Here is a 14,064-nt window from a genome sequence, read left to right on the forward strand (position 1 = left end):
GACCCAACACCGTGCCCGTCGCTCCGGACCCTCATCCCTCACTCGGTTCCTACGCATATCCTCACCGACTAGTAACCACGGAGTGGCTGTCGGCAAACATAGGCGCACGCGGACTCAAGATCATCGAGGCCAACGAGGACACGCTGCTCTACGACATCGGGCACGTTCCGGGCGCCACCAAACTGGATTGGCGAAGCGATCTGAACGATCCGGTCACGCGCGACTATATCGACGGAACCCGCTTCACCGAACTGATGCGCGCCAAAGGGATAGAACGTGACGACACGGTTGTGATCTACGGGGACCGCGGCAATACGCAGGCGGCGCACACCGCGTGGGTGTTCACGCTGTTCGGACACGAGGACGTGCGCCTGCTCGACGGTGGACGCACGGCGTGGATCTCCGAGGGACGCGACACGACATTCGAGCCCGACTACCCCGTGCCCAGCGCCTACCCCACCGTGCGCCGGAACGACGCCACCTTCCGCGCCTTCCGCGAAGACGTGCTCGCCCACCTGGGCAAACCGGTGATCGATGTGCGCACGGCCGAGGAGTACTCCGGCACGCGCGTGGGCGAACCGGCCGATCCCGAGAACGCCGCACTGCGCGGCGGCCACATTCCCAGCGCGTCGAACATTCCGTGGTCGGAGACGCTCGCGCCGGACGGGCGCTTCCGATCCCGCGCCGAACTCGGCGACGTCTACCGCGCATTGGCCGGCCAGGACGAGGTGATCGTCTACAGTCGAGTCGGCGCGCGATCCGGCCACACCTGGTTCGTCCTGACCTACCTGCTCGGACGCGACGGCGTACGCAACTACGACGGCTCCTGGACGGAGTGGGGCAACTCGGTGCGGATGCCGATCGCCAGGGGTGACGAGCCCGGTGAAGTACCCGCTCGGGGCGGTTCGCGGCGCGCCAGGAGCAGGTAGGGCAGGGCGCGGTCCCAAACCCAGACCGCGTACGTTGTGATCCGCGACCTACTGATCAGTAGGGCTAGCCGAGTGCGGCGTCTGTTGGCAGACTGCCTACACTCGCCCGAGACGTAATTTTGTCGACTATGGGAGCGGAGCCTGCGCAGCGACCCCATCCCGGCGAAGCGACCAGAAGAATGCACACAGGAGGCTCAGTGCCCAGCCATGCCAGCGCGCGGATCACAAAGGTACTCGTAGCTAACCGAGGCGAAATCGCCGTGCGCGTGATCCGGGCGGCCAAGGATGCCGGTATCGGCAGCGTCGCGGTCTACGCCGAGCCGGATGCCGACGCTCCGTTCGTGAAGCTCGCCGACGAGGCCTTCGCCCTGGGCGGGCAGACCTCGGCTGAGTCGTACCTGGTGTTCGACAAGATCCTCGACGCCGCGGCCAAGTCCGGCGCGGACGCCATCCACCCCGGCTACGGCTTCCTGTCGGAGAACGCCGACTTCGCCCAGGCCGTCATCGACGCCGGGCTGATCTGGATCGGCCCCTCCCCGCAGTCCATCCGCGACCTGGGCGACAAGGTCACCGCGCGGCACATCGCCGAGCGCGCGAACGCGCCGATGGCCGCGGGCACCAAGGACCCGGTCAAGGACGCGACCGAGGTCGTCGAGTTCGCGAAGACCTACGGCGTTCCGGTCGCCATCAAGGCCGCGTTCGGCGGCGGTGGCCGCGGCATGAAGGTCGCGCACACCATCGAGGAGATCCCGGAGCTGTACGACTCGGCCGTGCGTGAGGCGACCGCCGCCTTCGGTCGCGGCGAGTGCTTCGTCGAGCAGTACCTGGACAAGGCCCGCCACGTCGAGGCGCAGGTCATCGCCGACAAGCACGGCAACGTCATCGTCGCGGGCACCCGCGACTGCTCGCTGCAGCGGCGCTTCCAGAAGCTCGTCGAGGAGGCCCCCGCGCCGTTCCTGTCCGACGAAGTGCGCGCGAAGATCCACGCCTCGGCCAAGGCCATCTGCAAGGAAGCCGGTTACTACGGCGCGGGCACCGTCGAATACCTGGTGCAGGGCGAGACCGTCTCCTTCCTCGAGGTGAACACCCGTCTGCAGGTCGAGCACCCGGTCACCGAGGAGACCGCGGGCATCGACCTGGTGCGCCAGCAGTTCCGCATCGCCAACGGCGAGAAGCTGGAGATCACCGAGGACCCCACCCCGCGCGGCCACGCCTTCGAGTTCCGCATCAACGGCGAGGACGCCGGTCGCGGCTTCCTGCCCGCCCCCGGACCGGTCACCGTGTACCGGGAGCCGTCGGGCCCCGGTGTGCGCGTGGACTCCGGCGTGGTGGCCGGCAGCGTGATCGGCGGACAGTTCGACTCGATGCTGGCCAAGCTGATCGTCACCGGTGAGAACCGCACCCAGGCGCTGGAGCGGGCGCGGCGCGCGCTGGCCGAGTTCGAGGTCGACGGCCTGGCCACGGTCATCCCGTTCCACCGGGCGATCGTCGAGGACCCGGCGTTCATCGGTGACGGCGAGAAGTTCGACGTCTACACCAAGTGGATCGAAACCGAGTGGGTCAACACCGTCGAGCCGTTCACCGGCGCGGGCGCCCCGGCCGAGGAGGACGAGGAGCAGCCGCGGCAGAAGGTCGTCGTCGAGGTCGGCGGCCGCCGGGTCGAGGTGTCGCTGCCGGGCAACTTCACCGTCGGCGCGGGAGCAACCGGTGCGGCGGGCAACGGCGCCGGTGTGATCCGCAAGAAGCCCAAGCCGCGCAAGCGGGGCGGCGCGGGCGGCGGCGCCGCCTCCGGTGACGCGGTCACCGCTCCGATGCAGGGCACCGTCGTCAAGGTCGCCGTGGAAGAGGGCCAGTCGGTCGAAGCGGGCGATCTGATCGTGGTGCTCGAGGCCATGAAGATGGAGAACCCGGTCAACGCGCACAAGGCGGGTGTGGTCACCGGCCTGTCCGTCGAGGCGGGCGCGGCCATCACCCAGGGCACCGTTCTGGCGGAGATCAAGTAGTAGCCGGATACCGGAGCGGGCGCGGACCTGGAGGTCCGCGCCCGCTCCTTTGTTCACGCTGCGGTCCCACGGCCGTCATACCGCTGGATCCGATCCGCCCGCCGGTGTGTCGTATCGTGATCCGGTGACCAGCTCGACAAGCCTCTCCCCCGTCGCGGAGGTGATTCGCGCGCGGCGGGCCACCTCAGGCCGTGCCGACGGTCACCGCCTGGTGCTGGTGATCGAGGGTGGCGGCAGTCGGGGCGTGTACTCCAGCGGCATGGTGTCCGCACTGGAGGAACTGGGACTCGCCGGAGTGTTCGACGCCGTGTACGGCACGTCGGCGGGTGCCATCAACGGCGCCTGGCTGCTGTGTGGTCGCGCCATCCCCGGTATGCGGTCCTGGACCGATCCGGCGATCATGCGCCGTGCCATCGACCCGGGCCGGCTGCTGCGTGGACGTCCGGCGTTCGACCTGCGCTATCTCGTGCACCAGGTGTACGACGGCATCGAACCGATGGATTTCGCGGCGATCCTGGCCAACACCACGACGTTCCATCCGATCGCCACCGATATCCGCACCGGGCAGGCGGTCGACCTGCATCCGCACATCACCGACAAGCAGACGCTCATGCGTGCGTTGCGTGCGTCGGCGGGCCTGCCCATCCTGGCCGGGCCGCCGGTCACGCTGGGCGGCTCGGCTTTCTTCGACGGCGGTCTCTCCGAAACCGTGCCGATCCGCACCGCGGTCCGTGCGGGCGCGACCCTCGCCTTGGTCCTGCGCACCCGGCGGGTGGACGAAAGACGCCCGCCCGCGTCGCGCCTGCACCAGCTCGTCGGTGGCGGTTATATGCGCGCCGTGGCTCCCGGCGCGTACCGAGCCTGGCTGGAACGGCCGCGCCAGCAGGACATCGAAGACCGCGCGCTCGCCGAACTGGGCGACTCGGTCCTGCAGATCCACCCGCCCCTCGGCGCTCCCGACATCGACAGCGCCACCCGCGACACCACGCTGTTGGCCGCGGGCCTCCAGATCGGCCGCCGAGCCGCGCTCGCCGCGCTCTCCGCCGTCCTTCCCGCCGCCTGACCGATTCCGGCCCGCTTCCGCGTCGGCCGGAGCGCGATAACCATCCGGATCGGTGGTCGACCATGGATCGGCTCGAACGGCGGTGATCGACGCTGCGAAAGGCCGGGCTGCCAGGACAGGCATCTCGGCCTGGCACCGACGACCCGCGCGGCGCGGGTAGCGACAGGGGCGGCGGGTGCAGGACGCTGTGTGGTCGATCAGGCGATGTGAACTCGCGCGCCGCCGGAGAGCACGAAATCGTGCAGTTCCAGGTGGTCGGGTGTCACCGAATGCGGCAGGTCGAACACGAGTTGGGTGGTGGCGGACTGCCCGGGTCGCAGCTCGAAGGAGTAACCGAGGCGCTGTTGGGCGTTCTGCCACATGGTGGCGGTGGCGTTGTGGTCGAAGGGCGTGTTCTGCGCGTCCAGGACGCGCTGGCCCATCGGCAGGAACCACTTCGTCTCGTCGGAGATGTTGCGAACGGCCAGGGTGACGATCAGGAACGAGCCCGCTGCGTTCTGCAATCCGATTCGGGACACGCCCGAGTCGATCTCCGTCACGGCGAATTCGAATTTGCCGTCGCGGACCGGACTGCCCGCCGGCGCCACGGCGGCCGGATCGTCGCCGGGCGGTCCGGGTTGCTCCACCGCCACCGCCGAAGGCGGCGACGTGGGTGCGTGAGCGCCGGAGTCTCCGGTCCTGGTTCCCGCCGCGAGCAAGGCGACGCAACCCGCCGCGAACGCGAACGGCGCGAGGAACACCACGATCAGCGCGCCGATCATCTTCGACAGCAGACTCCGGCGACGGCGGGGCCGCCGGCGCGCGACCGGGACGCCCGGCCGCCGGTGCGGGACCGGCGGAGAAGCCGGACGCTGAATCGCCGGGAAGACCTTCCGCGCCGGTGCACGATACGGCTGCGGCGCGACCGGACCTGGTTTCGGAGCCGGCACACGCGCCTGCAGAGCGCGCAGACGTTCCTGCCAACCGGGCTGCGGTGCGGCTCCAGCGGCATACGAGCCGTACAGGTACCACCGCCGACGCGATGGATATGGCTGTCCCGGAATGGGATAGGCCGTGCCGGGCGGCGGCTGCGGACCGGCATATCCGTGCCCCGCAGAGCCCGGCTGCGGGCCGTACACACCTTGTGCGGAATCCGGTTGTGGTGCGGCCGAGGGCCAATCGAGCCTGGTCGCGACCAGCGTTGGGGTCGGACCCGGATTCGGCAGGACCTTCGTCGGAGCAGGCGTGCGCCGCGGAACTGGGTCCGAGCTCGCGGGTTGCGAACCATCTTCTCCGACAGCGCCGTCCGCTTGCGGTGGCGGATTCTCCCGTGCCGCCGGATCGCTGTAACGGACCGCCGAAGCAACTCCGGTCAGCGGTTTCGTCGCCGGACGGTCCGCTACGGCCGATGGCGGCGCGATGCGGGGATCCGGAGCGGTAGCGCCGATCGCCACTCGCGCGGCTGCGGCGAACTCGCCTGCGGTGGCGAACCTTTCGCCTGGTTCCTTGGCCAAACCGCGGGCAATGACGACGTCCAGCGCGGCGGGGACGGCGGCGCACACCGAACCGGCGCGTGGGGGCGGCGCCGTCAGGTGGGCATGCATCTGCTGCGCCGGGTCGGTGTCGCCGTAGAGCCGGGAGCCGGTGAGGCATTCGTAGAGCACGCAGGCCAGTGAATAGACGTCGGCGCGGCCGTCCACCTTGCCGGTGAACCGCTCCGGCGCCATGTACGCGAGCGTGCCGATCGCCATACCGGTGGTGGTCACGGCCGTCTGACCGAGACCGTGCGCGATGCCGAAGTCGATCAGGTAGGTGAAGCCGCTGGGGTGGACGACGATGTTCGACGGTTTGACGTCGCGATGCACCAGCCCCGCCCGATGCGCCACATCGAGCGCGGCGGCGACGTGACCGACGACGCCGACCGCCTCTGCGGGCGGCATCGGGCCCTCGGCCAGCAGCTTGCGCGCCAGGTCGGTGCCCTCGACGAATTGCATGTCGATGTAGAGCCTGCCGTCGATCTCGCCGAACCGGTGGATCCGCGGAACGTGCGGGTCGCGCAACTGCGCCACGGCCTCGGCTTCGCGCTCGAATCGTTTGCGAGATCCCCCCGCGGCCGCGAGCTCCGCGGGCAGGAGTTTCAACGCCACCCGGCGCGCCGCCACCATGTCGTACGCCAGCCAGACCTGCCCCATGCCGCCCTTGCCGAGCAGCCGCTCCAGCTGGTAGCCCCCGAATCGCACCTCCCCCATCGCGAACCTCCAGTCACCGTTGACATCTGGTCGACCCGGCCGTCGCCCGCGGCGCGGACAACGGAAAGCGGCAGCTCACCATATCGACGCCAGAGCAGTGGCCTCCTTCGGAGCGTAACCGCACGCTGGGCCGGGCACCACTGTGTGCTGGACGACAGTCCGGCGACGATTCGCCTACTTGCCGGGCTTGGGCTTGTCCTTGCCGTGGCCTTGGTTGGCGTGCTCGGGTTTGCCCCGGCCGGGTTTGTCGTCCGAGCCCGGCCGGCCTGACCCGATCGAGTCGTCGGCGGGTTCCGCGGCGACGCCGCCGGAAGCCGGCGACACCGGAAGCCAGCTCGACCGGCCTGCCGACGGTGCGCAGGTCAGCTCGAGACCGTCCACGGTGACGCTGTGCATGTCGACCGCCGGATCGCACGGCAGGCCCGCGCCGGGCAGGACCACGATGGGCGCCGAGATCGGGACCGGAGTCTGCGCTGACGGGGGGTGCGGCGGCAGCGCGGACGGCGTCGTGAGTCCGTGTTCCGGGGCCGGAACGGGAGCGGTGGCCGGTCCCGCGGCGGCGGTGTCCGGCCGGCCGAGCCATAGCGCTCCGGCGACCGCCGCGACGAGCACCCCGAACGCCAGCAGAGCCAGCCGGGGCCCGAGCGACCTTCCCGCCACGGGCGTGACAGGGGCCCGGACCACCTCGCGCGGCGGCGGCGGCGGCACGACGATCGGCACCGGAGACGAGAGTTCCACCGTGGTCGCGTCCCGGCCGCTCAGCGCCGCGTACCCGGCCGACGCCAGTTCCCCCGCACTGGACCACCGGCGATCCGGGTCTTTCGCCATGCCGCGCGCGATCACCGCGTCCATTTCCGGCGGTAGGGCCGGATTCAGCGCGGAAGCGGGCGGCGGTGTCTGCAGCAGGTGCGCGCGCAGCAGGTGCGGCGGGTCGCCGTCGTCGAACGGTCTGCGCCCGGTGAGGCACTCGAACAGCACGCAGGCCAGCGAATATTGATCCGACCGCGGAACCGCCGCCCCCTCGAACCGCTCCGGCGCCATGTAGGCCAGCGTGCCCACGACGTTGCCGGTGCGAGTGATCGCCGGCTGGTCGCTGCGGTGCGCGGTGCCGAAGTCGATCAGGTAGGCGGTGCCACTGGGCGTGACCATGATGTTGGACGGCTTCACGTCGCGGTGCACCAGGCCCGCCCGGTGCGCGAGATCGAGGGCGGTGGCCGTCTGGGTGACGATCTCGATCGCACGTTCGGGGTCCAGCCGACCCTCGCGCCGCAGCAGCGCGGCGACATCGCAACCTTCGATGAATTCCATGTCGATGTACAGACGGCCGTCGAGCTCGCCGAACGAGTGGATCGGCACCAAGTGCGGCCCGCGCACCTGAGCGGCCAGCCGCGCCTCCCTGGTGAAGCGTTGCCGGAACGTCGTGTCCAACGCATACGCGGCGGACAGCACCTTCAATGCGACGGCCCGGTCGGCGGTGGTGTCATGCGCGAGCCAGACCTCGCCCATGCCGCCGCTGCCCAGCAGCCGATCGAGGCGGTAGTGGCCGAACCACAGCTCGCCCATGTCGATACAACCTCCCGCTAGCCTCTTGGTCATGACCGAGCTACCCGAAATCCGCATCGGTACCGCGAAACGCGCAAATGCGACGCCGCGGTCCTCCGATCATGTCCCAGCGAGGCCGGTCGGCGTCGCGGAATTCGGCGCAGGGACAGGCGTCGCGGTCATCGGCCGGCGTGGCGGAACGGCCGCATGCTGATGGAGCCGATCGAGATCAACGCGGGCGCCTGGTATCTGCGCGCCCTGCGCGCCGACGACCGCATCGACGACCGCCCCGCCCTGGCCGCAGGCGGGATCACCGAACCGGACTACGTGACCAGGCGCAGTGCGGGCTGGGCGGAGGAGACGCATTTCTCCTGGGCGGTCTGCGAGCCGACGACGGCGGAACTGGTCGCGGAGATCGGGGTGACCCCGGCGGGCGACGGCACCGCGCAGGTGAGCGGCTGGGCACGCCCGGGGTACGAGGCCGCCTTGGCGGCCGGGGTCACGTCGGTGCACCGCTTCGTCGAAGGCGGGTTGGGGCTGCGCCCGGTCACGCCCTGATCCGGCGTATCCGGCCGATGCGCTTCCGGAGCGGGACGGGTCAGCGCATCACACCGGTGTGGCCGGTGGAGTAGCGGCCGGGCTGCGGCCAGATGGTGAGTCCGTGCGGTCCTTTACCGACGGGAATGCGCGCCAACAGATTCCAATTCACGATGTCGATGGCGTACACCTCGCCGTGATGGCGGCCCGACGCCCAGAAAACGCGCCCGTCCGCGGAGATGTTGCCCATGTCGGGACTGCCGCCCCCGGGCACGAACCACTTGCGCACCAGCCCCTTCGCCGCGAAATCCCACACCGAGATGCTGCCTTCGTGCCGGTTGGTGATGAGCAGCTGCGCGGAATCGCGGGTGACGTAGAGCCCGTGGGTCCCCTTGCCGGTCGGCACGAACCCGATGAGGTCGAAGGTGTGCGCGTCGACGAGGTAGACGCCGTCGGCGGTCATGTCGGCGATGAAGAAGGTGTGCCCGTCCGGGGACAGCTTCACGTCCTGGGGCTTGCCCGAGCGGCCGCCGGGCAAGTCGACCATCTTGACGACTTCGCGCTCGGCCACGTCGAAAACCAACATCCGGCCGACGAATTCGCACGATGCCAGCGCGAGCCTGCCGTCGGCGGTGAAGTCCATGTGATCGACCCCCGCGCAATCCGGCACCGCCATGGCGTGCATCTTCTGCCAGGTCCGTGGATCGTAGAAGTCCAGCGACTTGTCCGCCTCCGCGACGACGAGCGCGTACCGGCCGTCCGGCGTGTAGTACATGTTGTAGGGATCGCGCACGGGCAAGGGTGCGCCCGGCTTGCCCGTCCTGGGATCGATCGGCAGCAGGCTGCCTCCGCCCAGCGGCAGGTCGTTGGTCACGTAGAGCGTCTGCATGTCGTAGGACGGCACGACATGCTGCGGTTCCGAGCCGCCGGCCGGAAAGGTGTCGATCACCCGGAATGCGTCCGGATCGATCACCGAGACCGTGTTCGACCGACTGTTGGGCACGTAGACCAGCGAGCGGTGGTCGGCCACCGCCGGGCTGAGTACTCGATTCGCCGCGTACACGTCGGTCGGCGAGAGGGGCAGCGGCATCCCCGGCAGCGGATCGGACATGTGCGGCGGGAGCGGGTCGGCGCTGGGAGCGGCGGCCACCGTGGCCGGGACGGCCGAGCTGTGCTCGGTGCCCACCATGCCCGCGTCACCGGCCGCGCAACCGGCCGAGAGCGTCAGCGCAGCGAGGAGGTGGAGGGCGCGGCGCCGGTAGATCCGCTGTCGGTTCACGCGTTGCACCTTGTCGGAGCGCGGTGACCACAAGAGGACATAGGTGCGAAGCCTAGGAGGTGAATCCGGGATTCCGGCGTAACCCGCGCCGCGGGACACCGGAATGCCCAGATCTCCTCCCGGCGCGCTATTCGATGCCGGCCAGGACGCGATCCAGCGCGTCGACGGCCTCGTCCAGTTCGGCGCCGGTGACCGTCAGCGGCGGACGGAATCGGATGCCCCGCTCGCCGGTGCCGAGAATCAGTACGCGCTCCCGCTCGCGCAGCGCGGTGAGCACCTCGTCGCGCAGCCGGGACGACGACAGCGTGATCGCGCACATCAAGCCGCGTCCGCGCGGCTCGCTGACGTCGGCATGCCGGGCGGCGAGCGCGCCGAGCCGTTCGAGCAGGTGCGCGCCGAGCGGACGGGACCGTTCGATCAGCTCGTCGCGCTCGAGCACCTCCAGGATGCGCCGGCTGCGCACCATGTCGGCGAGGTTGCCGCCCCAGGTCGAGTTGAGCCGGGAGCTGACCGTGAATACGTTGTCGGGCACCTCGTCCACGCGGCCGCCCGCCATGACGCCGCACACCTGGGTGCGCTTGCCGAACGCGACGACGTCCGGCGCCAAACCGAGTTGCTGGTAGGCCCAGGCAGTTCCGGTCATGCCGACCCCGGTCTGCACCTCGTCCAGCACGAACAGCGCGTCGTGCTCGTGACACAGTCGTTGCGCGGCCTGCAGGAACTGCGGACGCAGATGCCGGTCACCGCCCTCGCCCTGGATCGGCTCGGCGATGAAACACGCTATGTCGTGCGGGTTGTCCTCGAACGCACGGCGTGCCTGGGCCAGCGCGCAGGCCTCCGCATCCTCGACGTCGAACGCGTCGGTGACGTAGGGCGATTTGATCCGGGGCCAGTCGAACTTCGGGAAACGCGCGGTCTTCACCGGATCGGTGTTGGTGAGCGACATGGTGTAACCGGTGCGGCCGTGGAACGCGCCGGTCAGGTGCAGCACCTTGGCGCCCAGTTCCGGTGGGCGGCCGTGGGATTCGTTGTGCCTGCTCTTCCAGTCGAACGCGATCTTGAGGGCGTTCTCCACCGCGAGGGCGCCGCCGTCGATGAAGAACAGGTGCGGTAGCCGTGGATCGCCGAGCACCCGGACGAACGTCTCGACGAAACGGGCCATCTCGACGGTGTAGATATCGGAGTTGCTCGGCTTGTTCAGTGCCGCGGAGACGAGTTCGGCCCGGAACGGAGTGTCCTCGGCGAGGGCGGGATGGTTCATGCCCAGCGCGTTGGAGGCGAAGAAGCCGAACATATCGAGGTAGGAGCTGCCGTCGCGTTCGTCGACGAGGCGGCAGCCACGGGAGCGGTTGAGGTCGAGAACCAGGTCGAAGCCGTCGGCCAGGATGCTCGCCGACAAGATCTCATGGACCCGGGCGGCGGGGGTGACCGCCGGGCGGGTGCGTTCCAGTTCGATGGTCACGCCCTGAGGGTACGTAAAAATTTACGGAACCTCTACAACAAAGCGTATTAATTACACACAATCGCTACCTGTCATAGAATGTCTGCAAGATGATGGTGCTCCGGGTACGCACGTTGGCGGTGGCTCTGATCTCCTGGAGCAACTGCTCGAGGTGCCGCGGGGACGCCACCCGCACCAGCAGGATGTAGCTCTCCTCGCCGGCTACCGAGTGGCACGCCTCGATGCCGGGGATGTGCTGCAGCACGGCGGGGGCGTCATCGGGTTGCGACGGGTCGAGAGGAGTGATCGCGACGAATGCCGACAGCAGTTGACCGAGCGCTTCGGGATCCACGTGCGCGGTGTACCCGCGGATCACACCGCGCGCCTCCAATCGGCGGACCCGGGACTGCACCGCGGACACCGACAGACTCGCCTTCTCGGCCAGGTTCGACAGGGTGGCCCGTCCATCGGCCATCAGTTCACGAATCAGCAGGCGATCGATGTCATCGAGTACGGGTCTTGCCGGTGTATCCGCCATCAGCGAAGGCTAACTCAGGCAGCCCGCCTCGTGTCCGAAACCTGACCTCCACCCTCCCGCTATGTGGGACAGACACGCCGCGACGCGGCCGAAAGGTACGGCGGAACAACACATGACCGAGGTACTCGACGACCGGGCCACCCGGCAACTCGCTGCCCGCGCCGAGGCGGTACTGCGCCGATTCGGTGCGCCGCCTGTCGAATCCGGCGACCTGTCCGCGCGCACGCCGATCACCGGCGGTCAGCTGACCACCCTGCGGTCGACCTCGCTGCCGGAGGTCGACGCCGCGATCGGCCGGGCCGCGGCCGCCTTCCACGCCTGGCGCGGTGTGCCGGCTCCGGTCCGGGCCGGGGCGGTGCGCAGGCTGGGGCAGCTGCTCACCGAGCACAAGAGCGACCTGGCCGAGCTGGTGACGCTGGAGGCGGGCAAGATCCCCGCCGAAGCCGCGGGTGAAGTGCAGGAGATGATCGACATCTGCGAATTCGCCGTCGGTCTGTCCCGGCAGCTGTACGGCTGCACCATGCCCTCCGAGCGTCCGGGCCACCGGTTGATGGAGACCTGGCATCCGCTCGGCGTGGTCGGGGTCATCTCGGCGTTCAACTTCCCGGTCGCGGTCTGGGCATGGAACACGGCGATCGCGCTGGTCTGCGGCGACACCGTGGTGTGGAAGCCGTCGGAGACCACGCCGCTGACGGCCGTCGCCTGCCACACGCTGCTGCGGCGTGCGGCCGCCGAGGCAGGAGCCGATCCGGAGATCCATCAACTGATCCTCGGCGCGAGCGACGTAGGCGCCCGCCTCGTCGACGACGAGCGAGTGCCGCTGGTGAGCGCGACCGGCTCGGTGCGGATGGGCCGACTGGTGGCGCCGCGGGTGGCCGAGCGGCTCGGGCGCTGCCTGCTGGAACTGGGTGGCAACAACGGCGCGATCGTCACCGCGTCCGCCGACCTAGACCTCGCGGCGCGGGCCATCGTGTTCGCGGCGGCGGGCACGGCCGGTCAGCGGTGCACCACGCTGCGGCGGCTGATCGTGCACCGCGACGTGGCCGGCCCGCTGCTGGACCGGCTCGAGCGGGCATACCGGCAGCTGCGCGTCGGCAATCCGTTCGACGACGGGGTGCTGGTCGGGCCGCTGATCGACGGCAAGGCGCACACCGCGATGCGTGCGGCGCTGGACAAGGCGGTCAGCGACGGCGGCGAACTGGTCTGCGGCGGTGAGCGAGTCGACGGATTCGGCGACGACGCCTACTACGTGCGGCCCGCCCTCGTGCGGATGCCGGCCCAGACCGCGGTGGTGCGGGAAGAGACCTTCGCGCCGATCCTCTACGTGCTCACCTACGACGACTTCGATCGCGCGATCATCCTGCACAACGAAGTGCCGCAGGGTCTTTCGTCCTCGATCTTCACCACCGACCAGCGCGAGGCCGAACGATTCCTCGCCGCCGACGGATCCGACTGCGGCATCGCCAACGTCAACATCGGCACCTCCGGCGCCGAGATCGGCGGCGCCTTCGGCGGCGAGAAGCAAACCGGCGGCGGACGCGAATCCGGCTCCGACTCCTGGAAGGCCTACATGCGCCGGGCCACCAACACCGTCAACTACTCCACCGAACTCCCCCTCGCCCAGGGCATCGAATTCGGCTGAGCCGCCGGTTCGGTGGCGGCAGGATCATCCGCGCAACGACACCAGTCGTCCCTAACCGGTGAACTCGCACAGCTGTAGCGTGCGGCTGCGCAGGGCACCGAGACTGATCTTGTCGCCCCCGGCGCCGTTCGCGCGCAGGGGTTCGATGCTCGCCAGCCCCGACTGTTCCGCTTTGTCGTTGAGGGCGTACGGCTTCCCGTCCGGAGCGACGAACACCGCGAGTTCGCCCGCGCGGCATTCGATCGTGCCGTTTTCGACCGTCAAAGGCCACAGATGGCCGAGGTTCGCACTGGCCACGCCTTGGCTGTTGGAGGTCGGCTCGGGCAGCGGCACCGGGCTCGGATGAGCCGGGTCCTTCGCCCCCGACCCACCGCCACACGCCGCGACCGACAGCGCGCCGCAGCAGACCACACCGATCATCAGCATCGCTCGGATCCGTGGATGCGCTCTCCCCACCTCGGGCTGTGCCACCGCCGACACGTTCACCGTCAACTCAACTCCTCGTCTCGAATCCGCCCCGGATACTTCTTGTCACAGGATTGGACGCGGCGGTGGCGCGTTCGGTTCCACTCGCGCGCAGAAGATTGCTCAGGCTCGTTGCACCCGCCACACGCCCTCTCACCTGCGCGATTCGGTACTTCGCGCCCACCTGTGTAGTGTTGTGCATACCGACGCGGGGTGGAGCAGCTCGGTAGCTCGCTGGGCTCATAACCCAGAGGTCGCAGGTTCAAATCCTGTCCCCGCTACTACGAACGGCCCGGAGCACAGGGCGGGTTCTAGCGATCCCCGCAACACCCTGGATTTCAGGGAGTTGTGGGGATCGTGGTTTCTGAGGAGTTGAGGGCGAGGTTCTTCGAGGCTC

11 protein-coding genes and 1 tRNA gene are annotated in these 14,064 nt (G+C 69.4%); 6 read left to right on the forward strand and 6 right to left on the reverse strand.

Annotation, left to right across the window (positions count from 1 at the left end; all coding sequences use genetic code 11):
* The first annotated feature begins 11 nt into the window (after positions 1 to 11).
* The 3 genes from ACWEKR_RS31535 (at position 12) to ACWEKR_RS31545 (ending at position 3,995) form a co-directional block, all read left to right on the forward strand.
* The gene (locus tag ACWEKR_RS31535) at positions 12 to 929 is read left to right on the forward strand and encodes a sulfurtransferase (protein ID WP_452357578.1); all 918 of its coding nucleotides are present in this window, start codon (positions 12 to 14) and stop codon (positions 927 to 929) included.
* 197 nt (positions 930 to 1,126) lie between these two features.
* Complete coding sequence (locus ACWEKR_RS31540; protein WP_452357567.1) at positions 1,127 to 2,932, forward strand: acetyl/propionyl/methylcrotonyl-CoA carboxylase subunit alpha; 1,806 nt, start codon at positions 1,127 to 1,129, stop codon at positions 2,930 to 2,932.
* Positions 2,933 to 3,056: 124 nt separating this feature from the next.
* Positions 3,057 to 3,995, forward strand: coding sequence for a patatin-like phospholipase family protein (locus ACWEKR_RS31545; RefSeq protein WP_452357568.1), 939 nt, complete (start codon positions 3,057 to 3,059; stop codon positions 3,993 to 3,995).
* Positions 3,996 to 4,192: 197 nt separating this feature from the next.
* Here the strand turns inward: ACWEKR_RS31545 and ACWEKR_RS31550 are convergent, their stop codons facing one another.
* Positions 4,193 to 6,223 (reverse strand): protein kinase domain-containing protein, encoded by a 2,031-nt coding sequence (locus tag ACWEKR_RS31550; protein WP_452357569.1) that lies wholly within the window; start codon positions 6,221 to 6,223, stop codon positions 4,193 to 4,195.
* A gap of 174 nt (positions 6,224 to 6,397) precedes the next feature.
* Positions 6,398 to 7,786 carry a serine/threonine-protein kinase gene (locus tag ACWEKR_RS31555; RefSeq protein ID WP_452357570.1) on the reverse strand — a complete coding sequence of 463 codons (1,389 nt, stop codon included), beginning with the start codon at positions 7,784 to 7,786 and terminating at the stop codon, positions 6,398 to 6,400.
* A gap of 192 nt (positions 7,787 to 7,978) precedes the next feature.
* Between ACWEKR_RS31555 and ACWEKR_RS31560 the strand changes: the two genes are divergently transcribed.
* A complete protein-coding gene (locus ACWEKR_RS31560) occupies positions 7,979 to 8,323 on the forward strand; it encodes a hypothetical protein (protein ID WP_452357579.1) in 345 nt (114 codons plus the stop codon).
* A gap of 40 nt (positions 8,324 to 8,363) precedes the next feature.
* On the opposite strand, the gene ACWEKR_RS31565 is transcribed toward ACWEKR_RS31560, so the two are convergent.
* The 3 genes from ACWEKR_RS31565 to ACWEKR_RS31575 form a co-directional block, all read right to left on the reverse strand.
* Positions 8,364 to 9,581, reverse strand: a complete 1,218-nt coding sequence (locus tag ACWEKR_RS31565; RefSeq protein WP_452357571.1) for a YVTN family beta-propeller repeat protein — start codon at positions 9,579 to 9,581, stop codon at positions 8,364 to 8,366.
* Positions 9,582 to 9,708: 127 nt separating this feature from the next.
* Positions 9,709 to 11,043, reverse strand: a complete 1,335-nt coding sequence (gene lat, locus ACWEKR_RS31570; RefSeq protein WP_452357572.1) for an L-lysine 6-transaminase — start codon at positions 11,041 to 11,043, stop codon at positions 9,709 to 9,711.
* Positions 11,044 to 11,107: 64 nt separating this feature from the next.
* A complete protein-coding gene (locus ACWEKR_RS31575) occupies positions 11,108 to 11,560 on the reverse strand; it encodes an Lrp/AsnC family transcriptional regulator (RefSeq protein ID WP_039796222.1) in 453 nt (150 codons plus the stop codon).
* A 112-nt stretch (positions 11,561 to 11,672) separates the two neighbouring features.
* Here ACWEKR_RS31575 and amaB point away from each other — a divergent pair, with 112 nt between their 5' ends.
* Positions 11,673 to 13,202, forward strand: a complete 1,530-nt coding sequence (gene amaB / locus ACWEKR_RS31580; RefSeq protein ID WP_452357573.1) for an L-piperidine-6-carboxylate dehydrogenase — start codon at positions 11,673 to 11,675, stop codon at positions 13,200 to 13,202.
* Between the two features lie 51 nt (positions 13,203 to 13,253).
* Here amaB and ACWEKR_RS31585 read toward each other — a convergent pair whose 3' ends face one another.
* On the reverse strand, positions 13,254 to 13,688 hold the full coding sequence (locus ACWEKR_RS31585; RefSeq protein ID WP_452357580.1) for a DUF2511 domain-containing protein: 435 nt from the start codon (positions 13,686 to 13,688) through the stop codon (positions 13,254 to 13,256).
* Positions 13,689 to 13,874: 186 nt separating this feature from the next.
* Between ACWEKR_RS31585 and ACWEKR_RS31590 the strand changes: the two genes are divergently transcribed.
* Positions 13,875 to 13,948, forward strand: a tRNA-Met gene (locus tag ACWEKR_RS31590).
* Positions 13,949 to 14,064 lie beyond the last annotated feature (116 nt).

The sequence above is a fragment of the Nocardia sp. NPDC004573 genome, from assembly GCF_053602135.1.

What these genes read in the sequence shown, in the direction of transcription:
- ACWEKR_RS31555 (WP_452357570.1), bottom strand. Translation starts at nt 7,786, where the DNA reads ATGGGCGAGCTGTGGTTCGGCCACTACCGCCTCGATCGGCTGCTGGGC.
- amaB (WP_452357573.1), top strand. Translation starts at nt 11,673, where the DNA reads ATGACCGAGGTACTCGACGACCGGGCCACCCGGCAACTCGCTGCCCGC.
- ACWEKR_RS31575 (WP_039796222.1), bottom strand. Translation starts at nt 11,560, where the DNA reads ATGGCGGATACACCGGCAAGACCCGTACTCGATGACATCGATCGCCTG.
- ACWEKR_RS31550 (WP_452357569.1), bottom strand. Translation starts at nt 6,223, where the DNA reads ATGGGGGAGGTGCGATTCGGGGGCTACCAGCTGGAGCGGCTGCTCGGC.
- ACWEKR_RS31560 (WP_452357579.1), top strand. Translation starts at nt 7,979, where the DNA reads ATGGAGCCGATCGAGATCAACGCGGGCGCCTGGTATCTGCGCGCCCTG.